The organism is Halomonas denitrificans, from assembly GCA_019800895.1.
Classification (GTDB): Bacteria; Pseudomonadota; Gammaproteobacteria; order Xanthomonadales; family Wenzhouxiangellaceae.
The window spans coordinates 709,595-734,632 of the sequence record JAHVKF010000001.1 but is presented as its reverse complement, the minus strand read 5'-3'; the positions used below and the strand labels follow the sequence as shown (position 1 = coordinate 734,632).

Annotated in this window: 18 protein-coding genes and 2 tRNA genes; 6 read left to right on the top strand and 14 right to left on the bottom strand. The window is 69.9% G+C overall.

The window, feature by feature from the left end; genetic code table 11:
• Nucleotides 1-44 precede the first annotated feature (44 nt).
• From KUV67_03300 to KUV67_03290, 3 genes are all read left to right on the top strand, one after another.
• Nucleotides 45-1,670, top strand: coding sequence for an electron transfer flavoprotein-ubiquinone oxidoreductase (locus KUV67_03300; protein ID MBY6203896.1), 1,626 nt, complete (start codon nt 45-47; stop codon nt 1,668-1,670).
• Nucleotides 1,671-1,795: 125 nt separating this feature from the next.
• The gene (locus tag KUV67_03295; protein ID MBY6203895.1) at nt 1,796-2,542 is read left to right on the top strand and encodes an electron transfer flavoprotein subunit beta/FixA family protein; all 747 of its coding nucleotides are present in this window, start codon (nt 1,796-1,798) and stop codon (nt 2,540-2,542) included.
• A complete protein-coding gene (locus tag KUV67_03290) occupies nt 2,542-3,483 on the top strand; it encodes an electron transfer flavoprotein subunit alpha/FixB family protein (GenBank protein MBY6203894.1) in 942 nt (313 codons plus the stop codon). The genes KUV67_03295 and KUV67_03290 overlap by 1 nt, the downstream gene beginning before the upstream one ends.
• A 338-nt stretch (nt 3,484-3,821) precedes the next feature.
• On the opposite strand, the gene KUV67_03285 is transcribed toward KUV67_03290, so the two are convergent.
• Both KUV67_03285 and KUV67_03280 read right to left on the bottom strand, forming a co-directional pair.
• The gene (locus KUV67_03285) at nt 3,822-4,607 is read right to left on the bottom strand and encodes an enoyl-ACP reductase (GenBank protein MBY6203893.1); all 786 of its coding nucleotides are present in this window, start codon (nt 4,605-4,607) and stop codon (nt 3,822-3,824) included.
• Between the two features lie 178 nt (nt 4,608-4,785).
• Nucleotides 4,786-5,532 (bottom strand): hypothetical protein, encoded by a 747-nt coding sequence (locus KUV67_03280; protein MBY6203892.1) that lies wholly within the window; start codon nt 5,530-5,532, stop codon nt 4,786-4,788.
• A gap of 345 nt (nt 5,533-5,877) precedes the next feature.
• Here KUV67_03280 and KUV67_03275 point away from each other — a divergent pair, with 345 nt between their 5' ends.
• Nucleotides 5,878-6,432, top strand: coding sequence for an NAD(P)H-dependent oxidoreductase (locus KUV67_03275; GenBank protein MBY6203891.1), 555 nt, complete (start codon nt 5,878-5,880; stop codon nt 6,430-6,432).
• Between the two features lie 64 nt (nt 6,433-6,496).
• Here the strand turns inward: KUV67_03275 and KUV67_03270 are convergent, their stop codons facing one another.
• The 3 genes from KUV67_03270 to KUV67_03260 form a co-directional block, all read right to left on the bottom strand.
• Nucleotides 6,497-9,727: a hypothetical protein gene (locus KUV67_03270; GenBank protein MBY6203890.1), complete on the bottom strand. Its 3,231-nt coding sequence runs from the start codon at nt 9,725-9,727 to the stop codon at nt 6,497-6,499.
• An 86-nt stretch (nt 9,728-9,813) separates the two neighbouring features.
• Nucleotides 9,814-9,889, bottom strand: a tRNA-Arg gene (locus KUV67_03265).
• Nucleotides 9,890-9,999: 110 nt separating this feature from the next.
• A complete protein-coding gene (locus tag KUV67_03260; protein ID MBY6203889.1) occupies nt 10,000-11,121 on the bottom strand; it encodes an HRDC domain-containing protein in 1,122 nt (373 codons plus the stop codon).
• A 144-nt stretch (nt 11,122-11,265) separates the two neighbouring features.
• Here KUV67_03260 and KUV67_03255 point away from each other — a divergent pair, with 144 nt between their 5' ends.
• Nucleotides 11,266-13,098 (top strand): SUMF1/EgtB/PvdO family nonheme iron enzyme, encoded by a 1,833-nt coding sequence (locus KUV67_03255; protein MBY6203888.1) that lies wholly within the window; start codon nt 11,266-11,268, stop codon nt 13,096-13,098.
• Nucleotides 13,099-13,298: 200 nt separating this feature from the next.
• Nucleotides 13,299-14,897, top strand: coding sequence for an EAL domain-containing protein (locus KUV67_03250; protein MBY6203887.1), 1,599 nt, complete (start codon nt 13,299-13,301; stop codon nt 14,895-14,897).
• On the opposite strand, the gene KUV67_03245 is transcribed toward KUV67_03250, so the two are convergent.
• From KUV67_03245 to rsmB, 9 genes are all read right to left on the bottom strand, one after another.
• Nucleotides 14,876-14,962, bottom strand: a tRNA-Leu gene (locus KUV67_03245). The two genes, KUV67_03250 and KUV67_03245, sit on opposite strands and share 22 nt — an antisense overlap.
• Before the next feature lie 75 nt (nt 14,963-15,037).
• Nucleotides 15,038-15,610 carry a cysteine dioxygenase family protein gene (locus KUV67_03240; protein MBY6203886.1) on the bottom strand — a complete coding sequence of 191 codons (573 nt, stop codon included), beginning with the start codon at nt 15,608-15,610 and terminating at the stop codon, nt 15,038-15,040.
• A 40-nt stretch (nt 15,611-15,650) separates the two neighbouring features.
• Nucleotides 15,651-16,736: a homoserine O-acetyltransferase gene (locus KUV67_03235; GenBank protein ID MBY6203885.1), complete on the bottom strand. Its 1,086-nt coding sequence runs from the start codon at nt 16,734-16,736 to the stop codon at nt 15,651-15,653.
• A 52-nt stretch (nt 16,737-16,788) separates the two neighbouring features.
• Nucleotides 16,789-18,237, bottom strand: coding sequence for a TrkH family potassium uptake protein (locus KUV67_03230; GenBank protein ID MBY6203884.1), 1,449 nt, complete (start codon nt 18,235-18,237; stop codon nt 16,789-16,791).
• Entirely contained in the window at nt 18,237-19,613 is a 1,377-nt protein-coding gene (trkA, locus tag KUV67_03225) for a Trk system potassium transporter TrkA (GenBank protein MBY6203883.1), read from the bottom strand. Before trkA ends, KUV67_03230 begins: the two co-directional genes overlap by 1 nt.
• Nucleotides 19,614-19,647: 34 nt before the next feature.
• Complete coding sequence (locus tag KUV67_03220; GenBank protein ID MBY6203882.1) at nt 19,648-20,979, bottom strand: response regulator; 1,332 nt, start codon at nt 20,977-20,979, stop codon at nt 19,648-19,650.
• Between the two features lie 49 nt (nt 20,980-21,028).
• Nucleotides 21,029-23,239, bottom strand: coding sequence for a HAMP domain-containing protein (locus tag KUV67_03215; protein ID MBY6203881.1), 2,211 nt, complete (start codon nt 23,237-23,239; stop codon nt 21,029-21,031).
• On the bottom strand, nt 23,218-23,751 hold the full coding sequence (locus KUV67_03210; GenBank protein ID MBY6203880.1) for a DUF4390 domain-containing protein: 534 nt from the start codon (nt 23,749-23,751) through the stop codon (nt 23,218-23,220). The genes KUV67_03215 and KUV67_03210 overlap by 22 nt, the downstream gene beginning before the upstream one ends.
• Nucleotides 23,708-25,033, bottom strand: a complete 1,326-nt coding sequence (rsmB, locus tag KUV67_03205; GenBank protein ID MBY6203879.1) for a 16S rRNA (cytosine(967)-C(5))-methyltransferase RsmB — start codon at nt 25,031-25,033, stop codon at nt 23,708-23,710. Before rsmB ends, KUV67_03210 begins: the two co-directional genes overlap by 44 nt.
• Nucleotides 25,034-25,038 lie beyond the last annotated feature (5 nt).

The following is a 25,038-nucleotide window of genomic DNA, read 5'->3' as shown; positions in this document are numbered from 1 at the left end:
CGAGCCGCTATACTGGTCGCCCACCCGAAACGCGGTATTCGAGCATGTCCGAAGGCCAGTCTTCCGCAGTCGAGTCGCAGCCTCGCGAAGTGATGGAATACGACGTCATCGTGGTCGGGGCCGGGCCGGCGGGCCTGTCCTGCGCGATGCGCCTGAAGCAGCTCGACGAGTCGCTCAACGTCTGCGTGATCGAGAAGGCGGCCGAGATCGGCGGCCACATCCTGTCCGGCGCGGTGATCGAGCCGGAGCCGCTCGACGCGCTGGTCGAGGGCTGGCGCGATGACCCGCCGCCGATCTGCGTGGCGGCCGCGAGCGACGAGTTCCGGATGCTGTCGAAGAGCGGCTCGCGCAAACTGCCCACGCCGCCGCAGCAGAACAACCACGGCAACTTCATCGTTTCCCTGGGCGCGATGTGCGCCTGGCTCGCCCCGAAGGCCGAGGCCCTGGGCGTCGACCTGTTTCCCGGCTTCGCGGCCGCGGACCTGAGCTACGACGACGAGGACGCGGTGCGCGGGGTGATCATCGGCGACATGGGCGTCGACCGCGCCGGGGAGCCGAAGGACAGCTACGTCCAGGGCATCGAGATCCGAGCGCCGATCACCGTGCTCGGCGAGGGCTGCCGCGGGCACCTGACCAAGCGGGCCGTGCGCAAGTACGGCCTGGACGCGGAATGCGACCCGCAGACCTACGGCATCGGCATGAAGGAACTCTGGAAGTTGCCCGAGGGCCGCGTGCGTCCGGGCCACATCCAGCACACGATCGGCTGGCCGCTGCCGCCGGAGATCTACGGCGGCAGCTTCGTCTACCACCTCGACAAGGACCGGCTCGCGATCGGCTTCGTCTGCGCGCTGGACTACGAAGATCCCGATTTCACGCCCTTCGAGGCGTTCCAGCAGTTCAAGCACCACCCGAGCATGCGCGAGCTGCTCGACGGCGGGGAGATCCTGTCGGCCGGCGCGCGGGCGCTGGTCGAGGGCGGCTACCAGAGCCTGCCCCGGGTGGAGATGCCCGGCGCCCTGCTGATCGGCGACTCGGCCGGCCTGCTCAACGTGCCGAAGATCAAGGGAACGCACCAGGCCATGAAATCCGGGATGCTGGCCGCAGAGCACATCGCCGAGCAGCGGACGACCACCGGCTTCGACGAGCGTCTCCGCGAGTCGGACATCGTTGCCGAGCTCAGGAAGGTCCGGAACATCCGGCCCGGGTTCCACAAGGGCATGTGGCGCGGCCTGCTGACCGCGGCGGTGGAGACGGTGACGGCCGGCAAGCTCCCGCGGACCCTGTCGAACCATGCCGACCATGCGCAGTTCCGCAAGCGCAACGGCGAGGTATTCGACTACGAGTTCGTCGAACGTGAATTGCCTCCTCGCGACCGGCTGGCGTCGGTGTATTTCGCCTCGACCGAACACGACGAGGACCAGCCGGTCCACCTGAAGATCCTCGATCCGGACGTGTGCTTCGAGAAGTGCGAGGAGGAATACGGCAATCCCTGTACGCGCTTCTGCCCGGCCAATGTCTACGAAGTGGTCGAGGACGAGGGCGGCAAGCGCGTCCAAATCAATGCCGCGAACTGCGTCCACTGCAAGACCTGCGATATCGCCGATCCCTACCAGGTGATCGAGTGGGTCACGCCGGAGGGCGGTTCCGGCCCCAACTACACCAACCTGTAAGCGGCTCCCTGGAACAACGGCCCCGCGCCGGACGGCGCGCGTGAACGGGCGCGGAACCGCCGCGCATCGCGCTTCGTTACAATAGCGGGCTGACTTTCGAGCCATTTCGCGAGGCTGCCCAACCCATGAAGATTCTCGTTCCGATCAAGCGGGTCGTGGACTACAACGTCCGCGTGCGCGTCAAGTCCGACGGCTCCGGCGTGGAGACCGAGGGCGTCAAGATGTCGATCAACCCGTTCGACGAGATCGCGCTGGAAGAAGCGCTGCGCATCAAGGAGGCCGGCAAGGCCGACGAGGTCGTGGTCTGCACCATCGGGGGCAAGGACGCGCAGCAGCAACTGCGTACCGGCCTGGCGATGGGGGCGGACCGCGCGCTCCACGTCGTCACCGAGGACGCGGTCCAGCCGCTGACCGCAGCCCGCGCGCTGCTGAAGCTGGTCGAGAAGGAGGAACCCGGGATCGTGTTCCTCGGCAAGCAGGCGATCGACGACGACAACAACCAGACCGGTCAGATGCTGGCTGCGCTGTGGGACCGCCCGCAGGCGACCTTCGCGTCGAAGGTCGAGCTCGAGGGCGAGACCGCGACCGTGACGCGTGAGGTCGACGCGGGTCTGGAGACCATCGAGGTCGATCTCCCCGCCGTGCTGACCTCCGACCTGCGGCTCAACGAGCCCCGCTTCGTCAAGCTGCCGGACATCATGAAGGCCAAGCGCAAGCCGCTGGAGGAACTCACCCTGGACGACCTGGGCGTGGAGCGCGGTGCAGGCTTCGAGCTGACCGCGTTCGAGCCGCCCCCGAAGCGTTCGGGTGGGCGGGTCCTGGAATCGGCCCGTGAGCTCGTCGACGAACTCAAGAACAAGGGACTGCTCTGATGACCACTCTCCTGATCATTGCCCAACACGAGGACGGCCGGTTGAACCCGGCGACCGCCAAGACCCTGGCCGGGGCGCTGGAGGTCGGCGCCGATGCGATCGATGTGGCGGTGTTCTGCGAACCGGGCAGCGCCGTCCCGGCCGAGGCGGCGAAGCTCGGCGGTATCCGCCGCGTGCTCGCCATCGAAAGCGACGAGTTCAAGCATCCCACGGCGGCCCGCCTTGCGCCCGAGATCGCGGCGCTGGCCGAGGACTACAGCCACGTGTTCGGCCCGTCGACCACCTTCGGCAAGGACGTGATGCCGCGCGCCGCGGCCTTGATCGGCGTCAACCAGGTCTCCGACATCCAGGAGGTCATCGATGCCCACACGTTCAAGCGGCCGATCTACGCCGGCAACGCCATCGTCACCGTGAAGGTGCCGACCGGCACGACCGTGGTCGCGACCGTGCGCAGTGCCTCCTATTCCGCGGCCGCGGACGGCGACGCCGCGGTCGAGGTGGAAACCCGCGAAGCCGGCGCGTCGGATCCGGGCCATACGCGCTTCGTCCGGGTCGAGACCGGCGGCGGCGACGGTCCGGACCTGCAGACCGCGGACCGGGTGGTCTCGGGCGGCCGCGCGATGGGATCGTCGGAAGGCTTCGACGTGATCTACAGCTTCGCGAAGAAGATCGGCGCGGCGGTCGGCGCGTCGCGTGCGGCGGTCGACGCCGGCTACGTGCCGAACGAACTGCAGGTCGGTCAGACCGGCAAGATCATCGCCCCGGAGCTGTACTTCGCGGTCGGCATCTCCGGCGCGATCCAGCACCTGACCGGCATCAAGGACGCCGGCACGATCGTTGCCATCAACAAGGACCCGGAAGCGCCGATCTTCGAGATCGCCGACTTCGGCCTGGTCGGCGACCTGTTCGAGATCGTGCCGGAGCTCGAAAAGCTCGTCTGATCCTGCCCGCTCGACCGCACCATTGAAAACGCCCCGGTCCTGCCGGGGCGTTTTCGTGTTCGAGGGAAAAGCAATTGAAACCGCAGATCAACGCAGATCAACGCAGATCGAACCGAAAACCGAACCTTCGATACTGCAAGCGACTGGACTTCAGACCTCGAGACCAGAACTCTTGATTATGTTCTGCGACGTCCCGGAATGATCGATCGTTCGAAGTTCTGCCCCCCGGTCATCCGGTTGCCGGCAATTGGATGGCACCCGGCGCTGCATTGAAGGGCTTCAATCTGCGTTCATCCGCGGTAAAGATCTCGCGTTTTCCGCGATCCGCTGGTCGAGCCTCAGTCCAGGCCGGCCATGCCGACGATGTTGTAGCCGGCGTCGACGTAGGTGATTTCTCCGGTGATGCCGCCGGCCAGGTCCGAGCAGAGGAAGGCCGCGGTGTTGCCGACGTCCTCGATGGTCACGCTGCGGCGCAGTGGGGCGGTGGTCTCGACGTGGTCCAGCATCGCCCGGAACTTGGAGATGCCGGCGGCCGCCAGGGTCTTGATCGGACCGGCGGAGATGCCGTTGACCCGGATGCCGTGCGGACCCAGGCCGTGGGCGAGGTAGCGGACGCCGGCTTCCAGGGACGCCTTGGCCAGGCCCATCACGTTGTAGCTGGGCATCGCCCGAACCGCGCCGAGGTAGCTCAGGGTCAGCAGGGCGCCGTTGCGGCCTTCCATCAGCGGCCGGCCCGCACGGGCCAGCGCCGCGAAGGAATAGCTGGAAATGTCATGCGCGATACGGAAGCCCTCGCGCGAGACGACGTCGGCGAACTCGCCTTCGATCTGGTCGCGCGGCGCGAAGCCCACCGCGTGGACGATGATGTCCAGGCCGTCCCATTCGCTCTTCAGCGTTTCGAACACCGCATCGATCTGGTCGTCCTCGGCGACGTCCAGCGGCAGGACGATCGACGAGCCGGTCTGCTCGGCGATCTTGTCGACCCGGCTCCTGAGCTTCTCGTTCTGGTAGGTGAATGCCAGCTTCGCCCCTTCGCGATGCATCGCCTCGGCGATGCCCCATGCGATGGAGCGCGGACTGGCCACGCCGACGATCAGCGCCTTCTTGCCTTTCAGCATGCCCATGACGGAGTTCCTCCCGGTCGACTTCGTGAGGCGCAGAGTGTACCCGTTCGGTTCTTGCTGCGCCGGCCTTCACGCCTGCATCGCCGGGGACGAGCGACCTGCGCCGCCCATGAAAAAAGGCGGCCCGGGGCCGCCTTCTTTCGTTCGGTCCGAAGCGGACCGTCAAGTCACGTCAGGCTCAGGCGAAGCGACGCACGGCGACGAAGCCGAGGCCGGCCAGGACCAGCACCAGCAGGCCCAGGGCCCACGGGTTGTTGACCGGAACCGGCTGGCTCTCCGGCAGACCCGCAACGGCGCCGTTGCACGCCGCCTGGTCGGTGCAGGCCAGCGCAAGGCCGGCGCACAGGGCCGGCATGGCCGCGTTGCGCATGTTGGCGTCGACCGCATCGGAGGTGTCGTCGAAGCTCTCGAAGATCTGCAGGCGCAGGATGCCGTCGGCACCGGCGACGATGTCGTTCAGGCCGTTGTCGGTGAAGTCGATGATCGCGCCGCCGGAGCTGTAGTCCTGGTCGCCGGAGGTGTCGTCACCGATCCCGACGGTCAGGTTGATCGCGTTCGGGTCGGACGAGCCGTTGGAATCGGAATGCTGGATCGTGGCTTCGCTCAGCCAGCTGGCGCCGACGGTGGCGATGCCGATGTCCCAGCCCACGCCGGTCAGCGCGTTGCCGGCACCGATGTTCAGGTCGATGACGATGTTGTCGGGGTCGTCGAGGCCGTCCCAGCTGTCGATGCCGTCGAAGCTCTGGCAGCCGACGGAGGCGGCGCCGCGCGGCGTGAAGGTCGGCTCGGAAACGGCGATGCTGCCGTCGGCGGACGAGATCACGGCGCTGGCGCCGGTCTTGCCGTCCTGGGCCCAGCTTGCGCCGGCGGCCAGCGACAGCGCGGCCGCTGCTGCGATCAGGGTCGCGTTCTTCTTCAGATTCATCTTGTACTACTCCCTTTCTCTTGAATTGAGGTCGTAACGGGGCGGGACCTGCACCAGGTCCAGCGACGCACTATACGGCATGGCCCACAAGCGCTGCAAGGTCCTTCGTCGTCCGAGCGACCGGCTGCATTCACCGATTCCGTGCACAATGAAACCTCGTTACGCCGAACCCGGTTATCGTCTGGACGGCCCGGGCGCCACCGTGCGGCCCCGACCGGGCCCGGGTTGTTGCCCGGTGCGTGGCTCAGCGTCCCGGGCCCGTCCCGCCGTATCGACCGAGACCGGATCGTGCCGCAACGAATCGCTTGCACGTTCTTCCATCGAAGCCCCAAGGAGAATCTCCCGATGAAGCTGATCGCCATCAGCGGCAGCCTGCGCCGCGAATCGTTCAACACCCGGCTTACCCGGGCCATTGCGGCACGGGCGCCTGACGGCGTCGACGTGGATTGCGCCACGCTGCACGGCATACCGCTCTACGACGGCGACCTCGAAGACGAACACGGCGTGCCCGAGTCCGTCGAGGCCCTGCGCGCACGGATCGACGCCGCCGACGGCCTGATCCTCTCGACCCCCGAGTACAACGGCGCCATGCCCGGTGTGTTCAAGAATGCACTCGACTGGCTGACCCGACCGCCGGAGAAGATGGCGCCGACGTTCTCGGGCAAGCCCGCTGCGCTGTGCGGCGCGACGCCGGGCGGCCTGGGCACCACGCTGGCCCAGGCCGGCAGCCTGGTCATGCTGCGCCAGTTCAAGGTCGCTCTTTTCCCCGACCATCTCCGGGTCTCCGGCGCCGCCGACGCGCTCGGCGAGGACGTCGGCGAGTCCGGCCCGGACGAGCGCACCATCAAGCAGATCGACCGCTGGCTGAAGGGCTTCATCGAGTTCGTCGGCGACCGTTGAGCCGGGGCGCGAGACGCGCAGAGCGCGGTGCGGGTCGACGCCGGGCCGGCCGTCGCTCGGCCGTTCAGTCGGCCGACGGCACGCTGCAATCGAGCGCGTCGAGGCGGGTCAGCCGGACGGGCTCCAGCTGCCCGCTGGAAAACCCTGGGTCGTCGCTGGTCCATTCGATCGACGATGACGTGCAGGTCTCGAATACCCAGGTCGCTTGGCCCCAGGAAAGACGATCGACCTCGGCGGCGTCGAACGCGTCGCCGAAGCGCGTGCCGCGGGTGATCAGCAGGTCGTCGAAGGTCGCGACGGCACCGTCGAGCGTGCCGCCGCCGACGATCCACGCGGGGATGCCGTCGCGATCGTAGGTGAACCAGGCCAGGAACAACTCGCCGGGACGCACTTCCTGGAGCAGCCAGCCCTGGCCGTCCTGGGCCGGGTCGTACCATTGGCCGCTGAGGCCCGGCCGCTCGGCGGCCGCCGGCCGCGGTGCCTCTTCGCAGGGCAGCCCCTCGATCCCGGCCAGTCGCTGCATGGCGCGCGATCCGCTTCCGTAGCCGTTTGCTCCGGCCCACTCCGCGGTCCCGCGCCTGCAGTCGTCGAAGCGCAGCGTCAGGGCGCCCCAGCTCGACAACTCGATATCGGCCGGGTCGAAGCCGGGTCCGAATCGTCCGCCGCGCGCCCGGAGCAGGTCCGGGATCACGATCGCATCGTCCTGGACCGTGCCGGCGCCGGTCAGCCAGAGCTGCTCGTCGCTTTCGCCCTCGGCCGGGTAGGTGAACCAGAGCACCGCCGCGCGACCATCGGGCAGCACCTCGACCAGCCAGCCCTCGCCCGAGCGATCCGGGTCGAACCAGTGACCCGAATGGCCCGGACGGACGGCCCGCAGCTTCGGCGCGATCGCGATCGCCTCGGCCGCCTGGAGCTGTCCCGGTGCCACCGCGTCGTCCAGGTAGGCGCCGGTCGCGGCATCGAAGCGCAGCACGCCGCCGCGGTCGCGATCGACCACGAAGAGATCGCCGGCGGGCCCGAAGGCCAGCGCGCGGGCGCTGGCCAGGCCGCCGCGGCCCGGCGGAACGAGAATCTCGGGCACGCCCGGCAGGTTCGGATCGAAGCGGACCACCCGCGCGCCGTCGGCTACGTAGAGCAGGCCGTCGGGCCCGAAGCCCATGTCGCGCGGGTCGCTCAGCTGTCCGCCGAAGGCCAGGCTCTGGAGCCGTTCCCCGCTCGTGCCATCGAACACCAGGATCCGGCCCTGTCCGCCCTCGGCGAGGTAGAAATGCCCCTCCGGGCCGAAGGCGAAGGCGCGCAGCGGCAGGCTCATCAAGGTGTTCCAGTCGGCGGGGTTGGTCGAATCGCCCGGCTGCGGCTCGGCCCGCCGTCGGCCGGTCTCGTCGTAGCGCTCGACCGCGTTGTCGCCGAGCACGACCAGGCCGCCGGCCGGATCGAAGCCCAGGGCCCGCGGAAACGCGCTGAGCAGTTCGCGCGGCTCCGGTCGCTCGGAATCGAGGAAGACGTCGACCAGCGCGCCCGTCGCCCGGTCGTAGCGGCGGACGTCGGCCGACGCGAGCAGCCAGGCCAGGCCGGTTCCATCGACGGCCAGGTCGCTGAATTCGGTCAGCACGGGCAGGTCGTCGACCGCCTGCGGCGCCGCCGCGGTGCCCCGCGCGCTGCCGTCGAGGTTGAAGGCGAGCACCTGGTCGAGGGCGCTGTCGACCACCAGCAGCTCGTAGTCGTCGATGCTGCCCATGGCTCGCAGGGCGCGCCCGGCGAAGGTAGGCGGCGGGGGCGGGGCGGGCGCCTGGCCGTCGAGCGGGTCGAGCGGGTAGGGATCGGTCGAGTCGGGCACGCCGTCGCCGTCGCTGTCGGCGTCGACCGGGTCCGGTGCGGGCGCGGTCGATGTGCCGCCGCGGTAGGCGGCCACCTGGCCGATCCGTCGCCGCAGTTCGGCGGCGTTGTCGGCCCGTTCGCCGTCGATCTCGGAACCGCAGGGGCCGCCCCCGCACTGGAGGTCGGGCGACGAGAAGCGATCGAGGCGAAGGAACCGGTTGGGGTCGCCGGTGCCGAAGGAACCCATCACGGTGTTGAAGCGCCCGAGTTGCACGTAGGCATAGTTGGACAGGGACGGATCGTCGCCCGGGAACTGCTGGTGGCGCGCGTTGAGGTTGTGTCCCAGTTCGTGGGTGAACACCGCGTCGGAACAGATCGACCAGTTGCTGACCCCGTCGTTGGTGATGTGGACGCCGTAGCGAGGATCCGGGTCGTCGGCCGGCCGCGGGAAGAACGCGATGCCGCAGGAACCGCGGGTCTCGATGTCGTGCGGCCAGGTCAGCACGACCAGGTCGGCGCCGACCTGGTCCCGGATCGCGGCGAGGTTCTCCAGGCCCGGCACGAACGTGCCGTCGACCGCATCGGACAGCAGTCCGAGCATCTCGCTGTTGTTGTCGGTCGGCAGCGAGCCGACCGGCCGCTGCAGCACCTTGCGGACCACCGCGGGCACGCCCGAATCGGCCAGCGCCTGGTTGGCGATCGCCACCAGGTGGTTGAGCCGGGTCTCGAGCAGGTCGCCGGGATAGCGCGCCTGCATGGCGTCGGGATAGATGAACATCACGTCGATCACGGTCGCCTCGCCCGAGCGGACGGTCGCTTGGCCGCGAGGCGGGTCGTCGGCCCGGTCGGTCGACTCCGTTGCCGCGGCCCGCACGCGGGCTTCGGAACGCACGCGCCCGTGCGCAGCCGCGTCGAGCGTCGGGGTCAGCACGTCGCTGCCGAAGTCGTCGACGATCAGCTCCGGGCGGGATGCATCGATCAGCCAGGCTCCCGAGACGTCGCTGTGGACGAGGAGCAGCCTCCCGTTGACGCGGAGCCGCCCGAACAGGCCGGACGCGCCGGCGGTGAGCACGCCCGCCGCCGGGATCGGCGACTTCGCATCGCTGTGGACGCGCACGCTGGAATCGCCGTTGCCGTGCCGGTGTGCAGGCCCGCTCCGAAGCGTCACGCTGCGGCCGTCGGGGAGCGTCAGCGCGACCGTCGACGCGTCGGCCAGGCCAGCGGGATCGGCCACGATCGGGTGACGCGCCGAGGACGGCAGCCCGGCCACCGGGCCCGTGCGGAGCGCCGCCTTGGCGTCCAGCTGCCAGAGCGGCACCGGGTCGGCGGCGACGAGATCGGACGCCGGCAGCAGCAGGGCTGCGACGAGGAGGCGGAGCGCGGCGACCGGGGCGCGTCGCGCCGCCGGGTCGGCCCGCGTGCTGCATCGAGGGTGGAAACGGCCGGGAAGAGGGGGATGCGTCTGGAGTCGATTCATCGAAGGTCCGGAAGTCTTGGGCCGGTCGGGCCGGATCGGGTTCCGCCGCCCCTCCTGGTCGTTCCGGCGATGCCGGCCTGGGGCGCTGGTGCCCCGGGCAGGAGTCGAACCTGCGACCTGCCGCTTAGGAGGCGGCTGCTCTATCCGCTGAGCTACCGGGGCGACGCCGGGCTAAAGAGTACCAGAGCGATTCGTGAGCGGGCGCGCGGTCAGGCAGGTCCGGGCCGCAGATGCTCGCCCGGTCACCCCATCCCGGGAGCCCGGGAGGGGGATCAGGGTTCGAGCTCGGCGCCGAACAGGTCGCCGCGCCAGCCGTCCAGCCAGTCCGGCCGTTCGCCGCGCACGATCCGGGTCAACTCGCGCTTGCTCGCCAGCAGCGCAGGGTCGACGTCGAGCTCCTCGGCCCGGGTTCGCACCGTCTTCTGCAGATCGGTCACTGCGTCGCGGTCTTCCCGGGTGAGCGGTTGCAGCTCCGGCGGGCGGACGAAGTCCGGGGTCGGGGTGCGGCAACATTCGATCAGGGTCGGACCGAAGCGCCGGGCGGCGCCGGGCTTGAGCTTGTCGATGCCCTCGAGCCCCGAGGGGTCGCGGGGATTGCGTCGGGCGATCTCCAGCAGCACCGGATCGGCGGCGATGAAGGTCCGCGGCAGGTCGCGCCTGCGGGCCTCTTCGTCGCGCCACCGCGCCATCCGGTCCAGCCGGGCCAGCGCGTCGTCGTCGAGTCGATCCGCGCCCCGGATCCGGGTCAGCGGATCGACGGGCCGACGGGCCCGCTCGACCAGCCGCGCGCAGTCCTCCGTGTGCCAGCCCAACCGGCCGGCCCGGTCCAGCCCCTCGGCCAGTCGCGCCATCAGTTCGGGCAGGCCGATCACGTCGTGCGCCGCATAGGCCATCCACGCGTCGGGCAGTGGACGCCGCAGCCAGTTGTTGCGGCCCAGTCCTCCGGGAAAGGTCACGCCGAGCCGTTCCTCGGCCAGGGTCTCGTACTTCAGCTGCAGCGGCATGCCCAGCATGGCGGCCGCGATCTGCGTATCGAACAGCGGTTCCGGCAGCGCCCCGCAGACCCGTTCGATCACCTCGAAATCCTCGCCGACGCTGTGGAGAATCTTGACCCGGCCCGGATTCCGCATCCACCCGGCCAGTCGGGAAACGAATTCCCCGACCTCGCCCAGGGCGACCGGATCGATCAGCCAGACCGCGTTTCCGTCACTGAATTGCAGCAGACCGGGCTGCGGAAAGAATGTGCGCTCGCGCACGAATTCGGTGTCGATTCCGACGGCGTGACACGCTTCGATCTCCGAAGCGTGATCTTCTAGCGAGTCGATTCGATCGATGAAAAAGCGGGGCGCGTCCAGCATCTCGCCGGGTGCGCGTCGTCGATGTGTACTGCTCATGGTTCGGGTTCCCGTCCGGATCGTCCGGTTTGCTTGTCGCGTCCAACCAGTTGCGCTATGTTTACGCGGAAAGGGCTTGGCCCGCGAGCACCCGGAAGAAGGTTGCCGCGCGCTGGATGAAACACTCGCAGCAGGAATTTCCAGATGAAATCTTCGTATGCCTTGGTGGGACTGTTCGTGGTGCTCGCGCTGCATGGTAGCGCATGGGCACAGGACGAACAGGAAGGCGCGCAGGCCGACCCGGCCGCAGCCGCAGAAGGACAGGAGCAGGAAGAAGAACGACGAGTCCGCCGATTGGGGGATGTGATCGGCGAAGGCTCGCAGGAATGGTCGATGGACATTCCGGCCATCGAAGCGCCGGCCACGCCGGTCGAGTCGCAGCCGCAGGTCTCGCTGCCGGACCCGGACCAGGACGCGCAGCTGCAGAACCTGCTGACCCGCCGGGCCTTCGTGCCGGACGATCCGGACATTGCCGCCGAGCTGGCCGATCTGCTCGACGACGTCGAATCCCAGGCGCGTGCTGCGCTGGACGCCGGTGACCTGGCCCTGGCCACCCGGCTGGCCAACGTGATCGGAACCCTGGACCCGGATCGCGCGGTGGTCGATGAGGTGGAGCAGGCGCGGACCCGGGCCGAGACCCTGGCCCGGCTGCTGGCCCAGGCCGACGAAGCGCTGGAAGAAGGCAACCTGCTCGAGCCGGCCGATGCCTCGGCCTGGACGCTGTACGAGCGGGCGCTGGAACAGGACGAGGGCAACGCGGAGGCCGAAGCGGGCCTGGACGCGGTGCGGGTGGCGCTGCTGGACAGCGCCGAAGCCGCCATCGCGGAGAACGATTTCGAAACGGCCGCGGCGCTGCTGATCGCGGCCGGCGAACGCGATGCGGACGCCGATCGGATCGCGGCGCTTGAAGCCGATCTTGCTGCGGGACGTGCCGACCAGGTCCGTGCCCTTGCGGCGGACGTCCGTTCGTCGATCGACGACGAGGCCTACGAGCGGGCCGAGACCCAGATCAACCAGCTGGTGGCGCTGGGCGCACCGACCGACCAGGTCGAATCGCTGCGCACGCTGCTCGACGACGCGATCCGCTACGGCGGCTTCGAACCGGGCCAGGTCTTCCAGGACGGTCTCGGCGACGGCGACGGCCTCGGGCCGGTCATGGTGGTGGTTCCGGCCGGCGATTTCCTGATGGGATCGCCGGAAGACGAGGACAACCGCGTCGACAACGAGGGGCCGCAGTTCCGGGTCGAGTTCGACCACGGCTTCGCGCTGTCCCAGACCGAGATCACGGTCGGCCAGTTCGCACGCTTCGTCGATGAAACCGGCTACGTGACCGACGCGGAACGGGCGCGCCGGTCGAAGGTCTATCGCGCCGGCAGCGGTCGGGTCGACGAGCAACGCGGCGTGACCTGGCGCATGAACTACGTCGGCGACGAGGCCGACCCGGACCTGCCGGTGATCCATGTGTCCTGGAACGATGCCAACGCATATGTCACCTGGCTGGCGCGCCGCACCGACCGGCCCTATCGCCTGCCGTCGGAAGCGGAGTTCGAGTACGCGCTGCGCGCGGGCACCCAGACGCCGTACTGGTGGGGCGACGGTAGCCCGGACGAGGCGGTCGAGAACGTGACCGGCAGCGGCGATCAATTCACCGACTCGCGCACCTGGACCGTGGCCTTCGATCGCTACACCGACGGCTACTGGGGTCCGGCCCCGGCGGGCAGCCTGCAGACCAATCCCTTCGGCCTCTACGACATGGGCGGCAACGTCATGGAGTGGCTCGAGGACTGCTGGCACGACAGCTATGTCCGCGCACCGTCCGACGGCACGGCCTGGGTCAACCCGGGCTGCGAACGGCGGATGATCCGGGGCGCCTCCTGGTCCTCGACCCCGGCGATGAGCCGGTCGGCGTTCCGCCTGTCGAGCCGGGAAGACAGCACCGACGCCCGTGTCGGATTCCGGGTCGCTCGCGACCTCTAGGGCGCTGCCGGCGAGGCGGGTGAAGGGTCGGCCATCGAGCTGGGGTATTCTCTCGACCTCGTGACGAACCACGGCGGTCCGCCCGGGCGGACCGGCACTCCGCCTGGAGGAGGCGCCTTGGGGAGCAGCCCACCACGCCACGTCCGGCCGGCCCCCGGCCGACCCGAAGCTGACGGGCCACCGCGCCCGGCACCCGGGGCATGCGGCTGATCGATGTCGATCAGACCGGCCGTCTGCGCGGTGCGTCCGCGCTGATCTTGCTGGCCGCCTTGATGACCGCCGGCGCTCTGGCTGCCGGGTTCTGGGCGGACCGCCAGCGTCTCCACGAACTCAAGTCCAACCTGCGCGGCGCGACCGAGGTGGCGGCCGAGCGGCTGTCCCGCGCGCTGGGGGAATTCCGGTCGCTGGCCGCTCGCGTGCCGACGGCCGGGGCGCCCGACTGCTCGGCAGAGGCGCTGGAACGGCTCCGCCGGGAGCTGTTCGGTCTCGATTACCTGCGCGATATCGGCATCGTCCGCGACCGCACCCTGCATTGCTCGACCACCCTGGGCGAAATCGCCGACCCCGTGCGCAGCAGCCTGCCCGACCTGATCATCGACCACGGTCGGATCGAACTCTATGCCTACCGGAGCGTGCGCCTGTCGCTGAGTCGCCCGACCACGGTGCTCCAGGTCCGTCACATGAACGCGCTGGTCGATCCGGTGGTGGTCGAAGGCCTCAGCGCTTCGCCGTGGCTCGATGGTCTGCAGGTGTCCGACCGGGCGCGCGCCGACTGGTATGCACTCTACGGCCAGCCGGGCACGGAACCGGTCGGGCCGGTTTCGCCCGGTACGCTGGTCGCGGAGGTCTGCAGCGAACAGGACGGCTTCTGCCTTCGCGGCGTACTGGGAAGCTCCGGTGCCTCGCCGTCCGCGTCCGGCACCTGGCTCGGTTTCGCGGTACTCGGCGCCGTCGCAGGTCTCGCGGCCTACCTGTTGATCCAGCTCATCTGCCTGAAATACTGCACGCCGGCGATGCGCATCCGGCGGGCACTTGCCAGCGGCGCGATCAAGGCCCGCTACCAGCCGGTGTTCGATGCCCGCAGCGGCCGCATGATCGGCGTGGAAGCGCTGGCCCGATGGCCGTCGGCGCCCTCAGGCCTTCGCGCGCCGGACCATTTCGTGGCCGCGGCCGAAGCCGGCGGAGAATCCAGCGGTCTGACCCGCGCGATGATCGAGAACGTCGCTGCCGATCTCGGCAGCTGGCTGGCAGTACGAAGCCACCTCAGCGTCGCCATCAACGTGGCGGCGCAGGACCTGGAAGGCGGGGCGCTGGAGTCCGCGCTGGAGGACTGCCTGCTGGCCATCGGTATCGAGCCGGGCCAGATCGTGCTCGAGATCACCGAGCGCAGCCTGCTCGGGGTCCATCGCCCGATCCAGCGCCTGGCCGAACGCGGCTACCTGGTTCATGTCGACGATTTCGGGGAGGGTTACAGCAGCCTGGCCTACCTGCACGAACTGACCCTGCACGGGGTCAAGATCAGCCGGACCTTCGTGTCCAGCCTCGGCACCGATTCGCCGAAGGCCACGCTGGTTGCGAGCATGGTGCAGATGGCCAACCAGCTCGGCCTGGACATCGTCCTCGAAGGCATCGAGACCGAGCGCCAGCGCGAGGCCGCGCGGGCCCTCGGGACGGTGCGCTGGCAGGGCTTCCTGTTCGCCCGACCGATGGCCGGCGACGCGCTGCAGGCCTTCGAGGCGGCGCTCGAAGGCGAAGCAGACGGGGAGCAGGGGACGAATGGTGCCGGGGGAGGGACTTGAACCCTCACTCTGTTTCCAGAAACGGATTTTGAGTCCGTCGTGTCTACCAATTCCACCACCCCGGCACGGGGTGATACGCCGGATTGTACTTCGGACCCGGCGGCGGCGGGCCGGGCGGCTTCGGATCGGGATGCGTCCGATCAGGCCGCGTCGAGATGCAGCTCGGTCCTGGAGCGCTCGTACCAGTCGCCCTCGAGCGGGCGGAACACGCAGCACTCGGTCATCTCGCCGGAATAGATGTGGATCGTCACCGCATTCGAGCGCGGCGAGGGGTTGGCGATCGTGTGGTACTCGTGCGGCGGGATCAGGCTGCCGGCGCTGCCGACGCCGGCGCGCATCGTGGTCCGCGGTTCGAGGCAGAAGCGATCGCCGCGGGTTTCGGTCAGCTCGTACTGGACGACCTCGATCTCGCCCTGCCAGACCGCCTCGACGCACCACATGCCGCTGTGGTCGTGGATCGGGGTCGCCTGGCCCGGGCCCCAGGTCATCGCCATGATCGTGTAGCCGCGCTCCTGGTCCTTGTGGATGAGCCGACGCCCGTAATGATCGCCGGGGCAGTCGTGGACGCAGGCCGGCAGGGCCAGCACCCGGTTGTCGACCAGGTCGCAGAGCACGTTGCGCACGCAGGCGGTGATGGTGCGCGCACAGTCGCCGTCCATGACCGCGTCGAGGCGCTTGACGAGTTCCTGTTTTCCTTCGAATTCGAGCGTCATCCCTGACATGGTGACTCCGGCTCCTCCGCTCGGTTCGGGATCAGTCCAGCCACGCTGAAATCGGTGGTCCGAATCGCTCGAAGTCTACCAGAAAGGCATCGTGCCCCTGGGCCGAGGCCAGGGCGTGGAACTCGACCTCGGCGTCTTCGGCCTCGAGCGCGGCGGCCAGTTCGCGCTGCTGCCAGAGCGGGAACAGGAGGTCGGTCTCGACGCCGATGACCAGCGCCTTGCCGGAGAAACTGCGCCGGAACAGCGCACGCAGGCCCTTGTCGCTGTCGCAGGAGTCGAACAGGTCCATCGCACGCGACAGGTACAGGTAGCAGCAGGGGTCGAAGCTGCCGACGAACTTGCGCGCGTGGGTCTCGAGATAGGACTCGACCTCGAAGCGCATGCCGAAGGGCGTGGTCGGGAAATAATCCTGCGGCCGCCGACCGAAGCGGTCCTGCCATTCGCTGGCCGAGCGGTAGGAGATCATGCCGAGCTTGCGCGCGATGCGCATGCCGACCTCGGGCCAGTCGTCCTCCGTGTAGCGCCCGTCGCGGAAGTTGCGGTCGGTGACGATGGCCTCGCGCTGCAGCGAGCGGATCGCGATCGCCATCGGCGTGGCCGAGCAGGCGGTCGAGATCAACGCCATCCGGTCGGCGGAGTCGGGAAAGTGCTTGATCCAGGCCAGGGCGGTCAGGCCGCCCATCGACGGGCCGACGATGGCCGCCAGGCGCTCGATGCCGAGGTGGTCGACGACCAGCCGCGTCGCGCGGGCGACGTCGTCGATCGCCAGTTCCGGAAAGCTCAGCCGCCAGGGGCGACCGGTCTCGGGGTTGATGCTGGCCGGTCCCGTCGATCCCTTGCACGAGCCCAGGGAATTGACGCAGAGGACGAACCAGCGGTCCGTATCGATCGGTTTGCCGGGGCCGACCATGTCCTCCCACCAGCCCGGTTCCGGGTCGCGCTCGCTGCTGGCGGCATGGGCGCCGGGCGACAGGCCGGTGAACAGGAGCACCGCGTTGCTGCGCTCGGCGTTCAGGGTGCCCCAGCTCTCCCAGGCCAGCTGCAGGCTTGCGAGCGATCCGCCGCGGTAGAGCGGGAACGCGTGGCGATGGACGTAGTAGTTGGTGGCCGGTCCCATGGGCGCAAGGATACCGCCGCGGGCGTCCGGGTGGTCCGCGACGTGCGGCCGGTCAGTGCTTCCAGTAGGTGGGCGTCAGCAGGACCAGCACGGTGAAGATCTCCAGCCGGCCGAGCAGCATGGCGAAGCTCATCAGCCACTTGGTCGTGTCCGAGAGCCCGCCCCAGTTGGCGCCGGCCTCGCCGAGCGCCGGGCCGAGGTTGTTCATCGCCGAGAACACCACGGACACGGAGGTCACCAGGTCTTCTTCCAGGCTGGAGACGATCAGGGTCAGGAACACGATGCAGACGATGTAGAGCGATACGAAGCCCCACACGGCGTTGGCGACCTCGGGGTTCAGGGTCCGGCCGCCGAGCTTCAGGGGCACCACCGAGCGCGGGTGGATCAGCCGCTTGAGCTCGCGCAGGCCCTGCTTGGACACCAGGTACACGCGCACGATCTTGAAGCCGCCGGTGGTCGAGCCGGCGCAGCCGCCGAGGCCCGAGATCAGGATCATCAGGAGCGGCAGCGTGCCCGGCCAGAGGTAGACGTCGGCGGCCGTGAAGCCCGTGGTCGTGGTGTAGGACACCGCGTGGAAGGCCGCGTAGCGCAGCGATTCCCAGAAGGTCTCGTAGACGCCCTGGCGCCACAGCAGCACGGTGATCAGGATCGAGATGCCGAGCAGCAGGATCGCGAACAGCTTGAGTTCCGGGTCGTGCAGGTAGACCTGCGCGGTGGCCCGGCGCAGGGCCAGGAAGTGCAGGGCGAAGTTCATCGAGGCGACGAACATGAACAGCACCAGCAACCAGTCGATCAGCGCACTGTCGAACTGCGCCACCGAGGCGTCGTAGGTGGAGAAGCCGGCGGTGGAAATCGTGGTGAAGGCATGGGTGACCGCGTCGAAGACGTTCATGCCGGCGGCCCACAGGGCCAGCGAGCAGATCACGGTCAGGCCGATGTAGATCAGCCACAGCGCCTTGGCGGTCTCGGCGATGCGCGGCGTGAGGCGGTTCTCCTTGACCGGCCCGGTCACCTCGGCCTTGTAGATTTCCATGCCGCCGATCCGCAGCATCGGCAGGATCGCCACCGCCAGGACGATGATGCCGAGCCCGCCCATCCACTGGAGCTGCTGGCGGTACCAGCGGATCGAGATCGGCATGTCGTCGAGGCCGGCCAGCACCGTCGCGCCGGTGGTGGTGATGCCCGAGGTGGACTCGAACACCGCGTCGGCCAGGCCGATGTCCAGGACCAGGTACAGCGGCAGGGCGCCGGCCAGCGCCACGGCGCCCCAGCACGCCACCACCACCAGGAAGCCGTCGGCGACGCGCAGCTCGCGCCGGTTGTTGCGCACCGGCAGGTACAGCGCGCTGCCGATCAGCGCGACCGTGACCAGGCTGGCGAGGAAGGGCCCCGTCGCGCCGTCGCCGTTGGCCAATGCGAACAGCAGCGGCGGCACGAAGCCGACCGACAGGAACACCAGCAACAGGCCGACGACGCGTTGGACCGGCGCGTAGGCCCGCATCAGACGAACACGGCTTCGACCGCGAACAGCCGTTCGACTTCGGCGATCCTGCGCTTGTCGGCGACGAACAGGATCACATGGTCCTCGGGCTCGATGACCACGTCGTGGTGGGCGATCACCACGTCGTCGCCGCGGACGATGGCGCCGATCGTGGTCGAGTCCGGCAGCGGGATGCTGCCGATCTCCCGGCCGACGATGCGCGATCGGCCCGGGTCGCCGTGGGCGACCACCTCGATCGCCTCGGCGGCGCCGCGCCTGAGCGAATGCACCCGGACCATGTGGCCCTTGCGCATCAGGGTCAGCAGGGCGCCGATCGTGATCTGCTGGGGGCTGACCGCGACATCGATGCGGTCGGATTCGACCAGATCGACGTAGGCCGGCCGGTTGATCAGCGTGATGACCTTCTTCGCTCCCATCCGCTTGGCCAGCATCGACGACAGGATGTTGGCCTCGTCGTCGTTGGTCAACGCGCAGTAGACGTCCATCTCGTCGATGCCTTCCTCGCGCAGCAGGTCTTCGTTGGCCGCATCGCCGACCAGCACGATCGCCGTGTCGACGTTCTCGGCGATCCGTTCGGCGCGCTTCGGGTCGCGCTCGATCAGCTTGACGTGGTGGTCGCGCTCGAGACGCCGGGCGAGGCCGGCGCCGATGTTGCCGCCGCCGGCCAGGAGCACCCGCCGGGCCGGTCCCGAGGTCGCGCCGAAGGTACCCATCACGCCGCGGATTTCGTGGGTCGGGGCGAGGAAGAACACCATGTCGTCGACCTCGATGACCGTGTCGCCTTCGGGGATGATCGCCTGGTCGCGGCGGAAGATCGCGGCAACCCGTGCATCGACGCCGGGCGGCAGCTCGTCGGGCAGGCTCTTCAGGGCTCGGCCCACCAGCTTGCCTTCGCGGATGGCGCGGGTCGCCACGAGCTGGGCGCGGCCGTCGGCGAAGTCGAGGACCTGCAGGGCGCCCGGGTAGTCGATCAAGCGCTGGATGTGGTCCGTGACCAGCTTCTCCGGGCTGATCAGGACGTCGATCGGCGTGTGCTCGCGGTTGAACAGCTCGGGGTGCGACAGGTAGTCCGTGGCCCGGACCCGCGCGACCTTGGTCGGCGTGTTGAACAGGGAATAGGCGACCTGGCAGGCGACCATGTTGGTCTCGTCGGAGTTGGTCAGCGCGATCAGCAGCTCGGCGTCCTCGATGCCGGCGCGGATCAGCGTCTCCGGGTGGGCGGCGTGGCCGAGCACGGTCCGGATGTCGAGTTTTTCCTGCAGCTCGCGCAGGCGCTCGGGGTCCGTATCGACGACGGAGATGTCGTTCTCCTCGCGCGACAGCGAGTAGGCCATGCCCGAACCGACCTGGCCGGCACCGAGAATGATGATCCGCATCAGCCGCGGACCCGGGCGGGCGTCGGGGTGGGCGTCATGCGTCGTCCTCCTGGAGCTGCTTGGGGTCGATGCCGAGCTGCTTGAGCTTGCGATACAGGTGGGTGCGTTCCATTTCCACACCCTCGGCCAGCTGGCCGACGCTGCCGCCGACCTCGCGCAGCCGGGCGATCAGGTACTGCCGCTCGAAGGCTTCCCGGGCCTCGCGCAGGGGCAGGGAGAAGAGCGGCGAGTCGGTCAGCGTGGTGCCGGCCGCGCCGGCCCGTGCCGCTTCCTGCAGCCGCTCGTCGATCTCCTCGACCGTGACCGCGCTGTCGCGACCGTCGAGCAGGCTCCGGACCACGTCGACCAGCTCGGCGAGGTTGCCGGGCCAGTCGTGCTGCCGCAGCCGGTTCTGGGCCGGCAGAGGAATCGGGCGGTAGGTCCGGCCCTCGCGCGCCGGCAGCCGCTCGGCCAGCGCGCGGACCAGGTCGGGGATGTCCTCGGCGCGCTGGCGCAATGCCGGAACCTCGGCGCGGAACGGGCCGAGCTTGGCGGCAGCGGCGGACGCCTCGGCGCTGTCGGCGGCCGCGCCCGGGGCGCCGTCGGCCGCCGCGGTCGAAGCAATGACGCGGATCGCCTCGCCGCCGCGGCCCTCGAGCAGGGCGAGCAACTCGGCCAGGCGGCGCCAGCCCGTCTCGCCGAGCTGGTGGAGGCGGTCGAGGTAGAGCGTGCGCGGCGGATGGGACGAGGCCCCGGAGAGCCGGTCGATCCACTCGGCCACGCGGTCCCCGTTGCGGTCGCAGACCCGGTGGACGAAGCCGCCGCCGCCGGCCTGGGCGTGAACCCAGCGGGCCACCGTGGTGCAGCCGCTGCCCGGCTCGCCGTGCAGCAGCACGTGGCCGTCGGCGCCGGCGCAGACCTCGGCCAGCGCGTCGCGCATGCGCTGGATGGCCGGGCTGCGTCCGATCGGTTCGATCACGTCGCTTTCGCCCTCGGTGGCCCCGATCGGCTCGTGCTTGCGGGTCTCGGCCAGGGCGCGCCGGATGGTCGCCAGCAGGCGCGCCATGGAGACGGGCTTCTCGATGAAGTCGAAGGCTCCCTGGCGGGTGGCCTCGACCGCCGCTTCGACCGAGCCGTGGCCGGAAATCATGACCACCGGGCAATGCAGCTCGCCGCGTTCGCGCCATTCCTTGAGCAGCGTGACGCCGTCGCAGCCGGGCATCCAGACATCGAGCAGGACCAGGTCGGGAGAGGCCGCGGACAGCAGGCTTCGCGCCTGTTCCGCATCGCCGGCCAGCTCCACTTCGAAGCCTTCGTCGGCCAGGATTTCGCCGACCAGTTCGCGGATGTCCGGCTCGTCGTCGACGATCAGTACGCGTTCGGCCATCGTGGGGGAAGTCCGGAGCAGGCGGGAAACGCGCCAAGGATAGCGCACATCATCGCGGTGGTTGCGCGGGTACCGGCAGTTCCAGCGTGAGCAGCGCGCCCCCGCTCTCGGCGTTCGCGGCACGGATCCGGCCACCCATGGCGTCGACGATGCGGTGGACGATCGCAAGCCCCAGGCCGGTTCCGCGCGGCTTGGTCGTGGCATAGGGTTCGAACACCCGGGCCAGCATCGCGGGGTCGAAGCCCGGCCCGTCGTCGCGCAATTCGAGGCCCAGCCAGTCGCGGCCGTCGCGGCGCAGCGCCCGCGAACGGATGACCAGGTGCGGCGCGCCGTCCGGGTGCGCTTCGCGTGCGTTCTGGACGAGGTTGTTCAGGATCTGCCGGAACTGGCCGGGGTCGCCGAGCGGCCGAGCCTCGCTGCCCTGCAGGTCGATGGTCACGGTCACGCCGCTGTCGCCGGTGGTCCACAGTTCGACCACGTCGCGAACCAGCGCCTCGACGTCCAGCGGTTCGCGCCGGGGCGTGCCCGGTCGGGTGTAGTCGCCGAACGCGTCGACCAGTTCGCGCAGCGCGTCGACCTGGTGGACGATGGTCCGGGTCGCGCGCTCCAGCAGTTGCCTGCGGTCGCCTTCCAGTACCGGTTCCAGCTTCAGGCTCAGACGTTCGGCGGCCAGCCGGATCGGCGTCAGCGGGTTCTTGACTTCGTGGGCGAGGCGCTGGGCCAGCTCCGCCCAGGCGGCCTGGCGCTGCGCCTGGTCGAGCTGGGTCACGTCGTCGAACACCACGACGTGGCCGGCCGGTCGCGGGGCGTCCCGGTCCGGGTCCGGACCCTCGGAACGCTCGCCCGGACCGGCGTCGTCGCCCGGCAGCGTGGACCCGCGGCAGACCAGCGCGAGTGCGGTGTCGGGCCGTTCCAGCTTGATCTCTTCACGCCAGTCGCCGCCGGCCCGTTCGATTCGCCGGTCGATGCCCTCGAACAGCGCGGCCAGCGCCGGGTGGCGCTCGGCGAGCTCGGCCGGGGTCAGGCCGCGGGCGCTCGCCGGGTCCAGGCCGAGAATCGCGCCGGCACTGTCGTTCATCGCCTCGAGGCGGCGTGCACCGTCGAAGGCCAGCACGCCGGCGGAAAGCCGCGCCAGGACCGTCTGCAGGTAGCGCCGCTCGTTGCTCAGTTCGCGTTGCGCGGCCTCGAGGCCGGTGGCCATGTCGTTGAAGGACTCGACCAGGAAGCCCAGTTCGTCGCGGCTGGGCACGTCGAGCGTCTCCGGAAAGCGGCCCTGGCGCATCAACTCGGTGGCGTCGGCCAGTTCGCGGATCGGCCGGACCAGCCGTCCGGCGGCATTGAAGGCCAGCAGCATGGCCAGCAGGGCGGTCATCGCCAGGACCAGGAACAGGATCAGCACGAAGCTCTGCTGCAGCCGCTGGCGCAGGTAGGCCACGTTCTCCTGGCGGAAATAGGCCTGCTCGATCGAATCGGCCAGCACGGCGAAATCGTCGGGCAGCGGGAAGATGCCCTGCAGGGTCCGGGCTTCGCCGGGCACCGTGTCGACCGGCATCAGGACGCGGATCTGCATGCCTTCTGCGGTCGGTTCGGCCGCCGCGTAGGGCTGGCCGCGGGCGGCCTGCGACAGCGCGAAGGACGACGGCAGGTCGGCGACCATGCGCGCCGGGTCGAGGTGGACCAGGGCCTGGACCTGGCCGGAGGCGTCGAACAGGGTGAGCTCGGCGGGGCCGGCCGACGACAGCTGGCCGAACAGGTAGTCGAGCTGGCGTTCCTCGTCGAGGCCGCGCCCGCCGGCCGGCAGGCCGTCGGCGATCCGGGCCAGGCGATTGCGCGATTCGCGCGTGCGCAGGTCGAGGAACAGCTGGCCGAGTTCGATCGAGTCGGCGAGCGCCGCCTCGGTGCCGGCATCGAGCCAACCGGCGATGGTCTCGGTCAGGAACTCGGTCGAGAACAGCCACACGATGACCACCGGTGGGAGCGCCAGGGCGGTGAAGATCGTGACCAGCCGCGCGCGCAGGCGCGCGCCGGGCCGGCCGCGGCGGACGTCCCGGACCAGCCGCGCGAGCCGGGTCGCGATGGCCGCCAGCAGGACCAGCAGTGCGATCCCCGTGACCAGGAAGATCCACAGGCTCATGCGGCCGAGCTGGCCCGACTCCTGCTCGACGTTTGCGACCAGGAACAGCGCCGTGAGCAGCAGCCCGGCGAAGGCGGCCAGCGGCAGGATGCGCCCGACCCGCTTCAGGACGGTCCGAAGTGCCACGCGTGCCAGCGATCGCCCAGGTGCCACTGGGCGGAAAAGAGGGTGGGAAGGTGCATCGGCGCGGGAAGCGCGTCGCGGTCGACACGGGCGCGGATCTGGACCTGGAGCGGGCGCTCCTCGGCCGCGCTGCGGTCCAGGCCGGTCTCGAAGAGCCGGGGTTCGGCCAGCGCCTCGCGCAGCATCCAGAAGCGCGGAAAGGTCCGGATGTCGCCCGCATCTTCGAGTTGCCAGTGCTCGAGCAGCGGCAGGTAGCGGATCCGGAAGGGCCGGGCGAGGAGGCGCAGCTCGCGGGCGATCGGCCCGTGCCGGCGAGCGACGCGCAGTTCGACGACCAGCTGCAGGTCGACGCCGTGATCGAGGGCCTCGCGGATCGCGGGACTGGGCTGGAACGCGATCGGGCTCTCGATGACCAGACGGTCGTCGATCCAGCGCGCGGCCGGGTCGAGCGTGAGTTGCCCGAGCCCCGGATCAGCCGGCTGGCAGGCGGCGCACAGCCAGATAGTAGAAGCCATCGCGATCCAGCGAGCCCGGCAGGATCTGGACGCCCGGGTCCACGTCCCGGCAGGCCGGGATCGCGACGTCGACGGCCTCGGCATCGGGATGGCGGTCAAGAAAGGTTCGGCCCTGGTCTCGATTCTCGGCGTGCAGTATCGAACAGGTCGCGTAGACAAGCAAACCGCCGGGTGCCAGCAGCGGCCACAGGGCATCGAGCAGCCGGGCCTGCAGCGCGACGTTGGCCTCGATGTCCCCGGCCCGGCGCAGCCAGCGGATGTCCGGGTGGCGTCGCAGCACGCCGGTCGCGGAGCAGGGCGCGTCGATCAGGATGCGGTCGAAGGCGCGGCCGTCCCACCAGTCGTTCGGCCGCGCCGCGTCGCCGGTCACGACGTCGGCGTCGAGGCCGAGCCGCCGAAGCGACTCGACGACCTTCGTCGCCCGCGCCGGGTCCGACTCGACCGCGGTCAGCTCCACCGCCGCGCGTTCGAGGATATGGGCGGCCTTGCCGCCGGGCGCGGCACACGCGTCGAGCACGCGCTGGCCGTCGGCGAGATCGAGCAGATCGGCGGCCGATTGCGCGCCCGCGTCCTGCACCGACAGCTCACCGGCCGCCAGGCCCGGGAGGTCGCCGACGGCGACCGGGTGGGCCAGCCGCAGGGCGTCGGGAAAGCGCGGGTCGATGAGGCTCTCGATGCCGTCGGCGTGCAGCCGCTCGGCCAGTGCGGTCGGATCGGACCGGCGCCGGTTGGCGCGCAGCCAGGTCGGCGGCGGCCGGTTGCCGGCGGCGAGAACCTCGTCGGCCTCGTCCGGCCAGTCGGCGCGGATTCGCGCGGCCAGCCAGCCGGGCAGGCCGTAGCGGTGGACGTCGTCGTCCGGCCGCGTCCCGGCCCCGTCGCGCAAGCGCCCGCGCAGCACGGCGTTGACCAGGCCGGCCAGCGGCGCGGCGCGCCCGACCCGGGCCGCTTCGACCGTGGCATGGACCACCGCCGGCGCCGGCTCGCGGCCCTCGTTGAGTTCGTCGATCGCGACGGCGAGCAGGAAGTGGATCCAGCGGTTGCGGCGGTCCAGCGGCTTGTTCAGGCGCCCCCGAACGGCCGCGTCGAGCATCGGCCAGTCGCGCAACACGCGGTTGCACAGGCGCCGGACCTGGGCCCGGTCGCGGCGGTCGGGCAGCGTGTCGCCGAGGCCCTCGAGCGCGTCGGTCAGGGCCCGACCGCGGTCGAGCACCTCGCGCAGCGCCAGGGCGGCTGCGACCCGGGGGCGGGCGCCGGTCGCGGGCGCGTTCGGATCCGAGGCCATGGGGC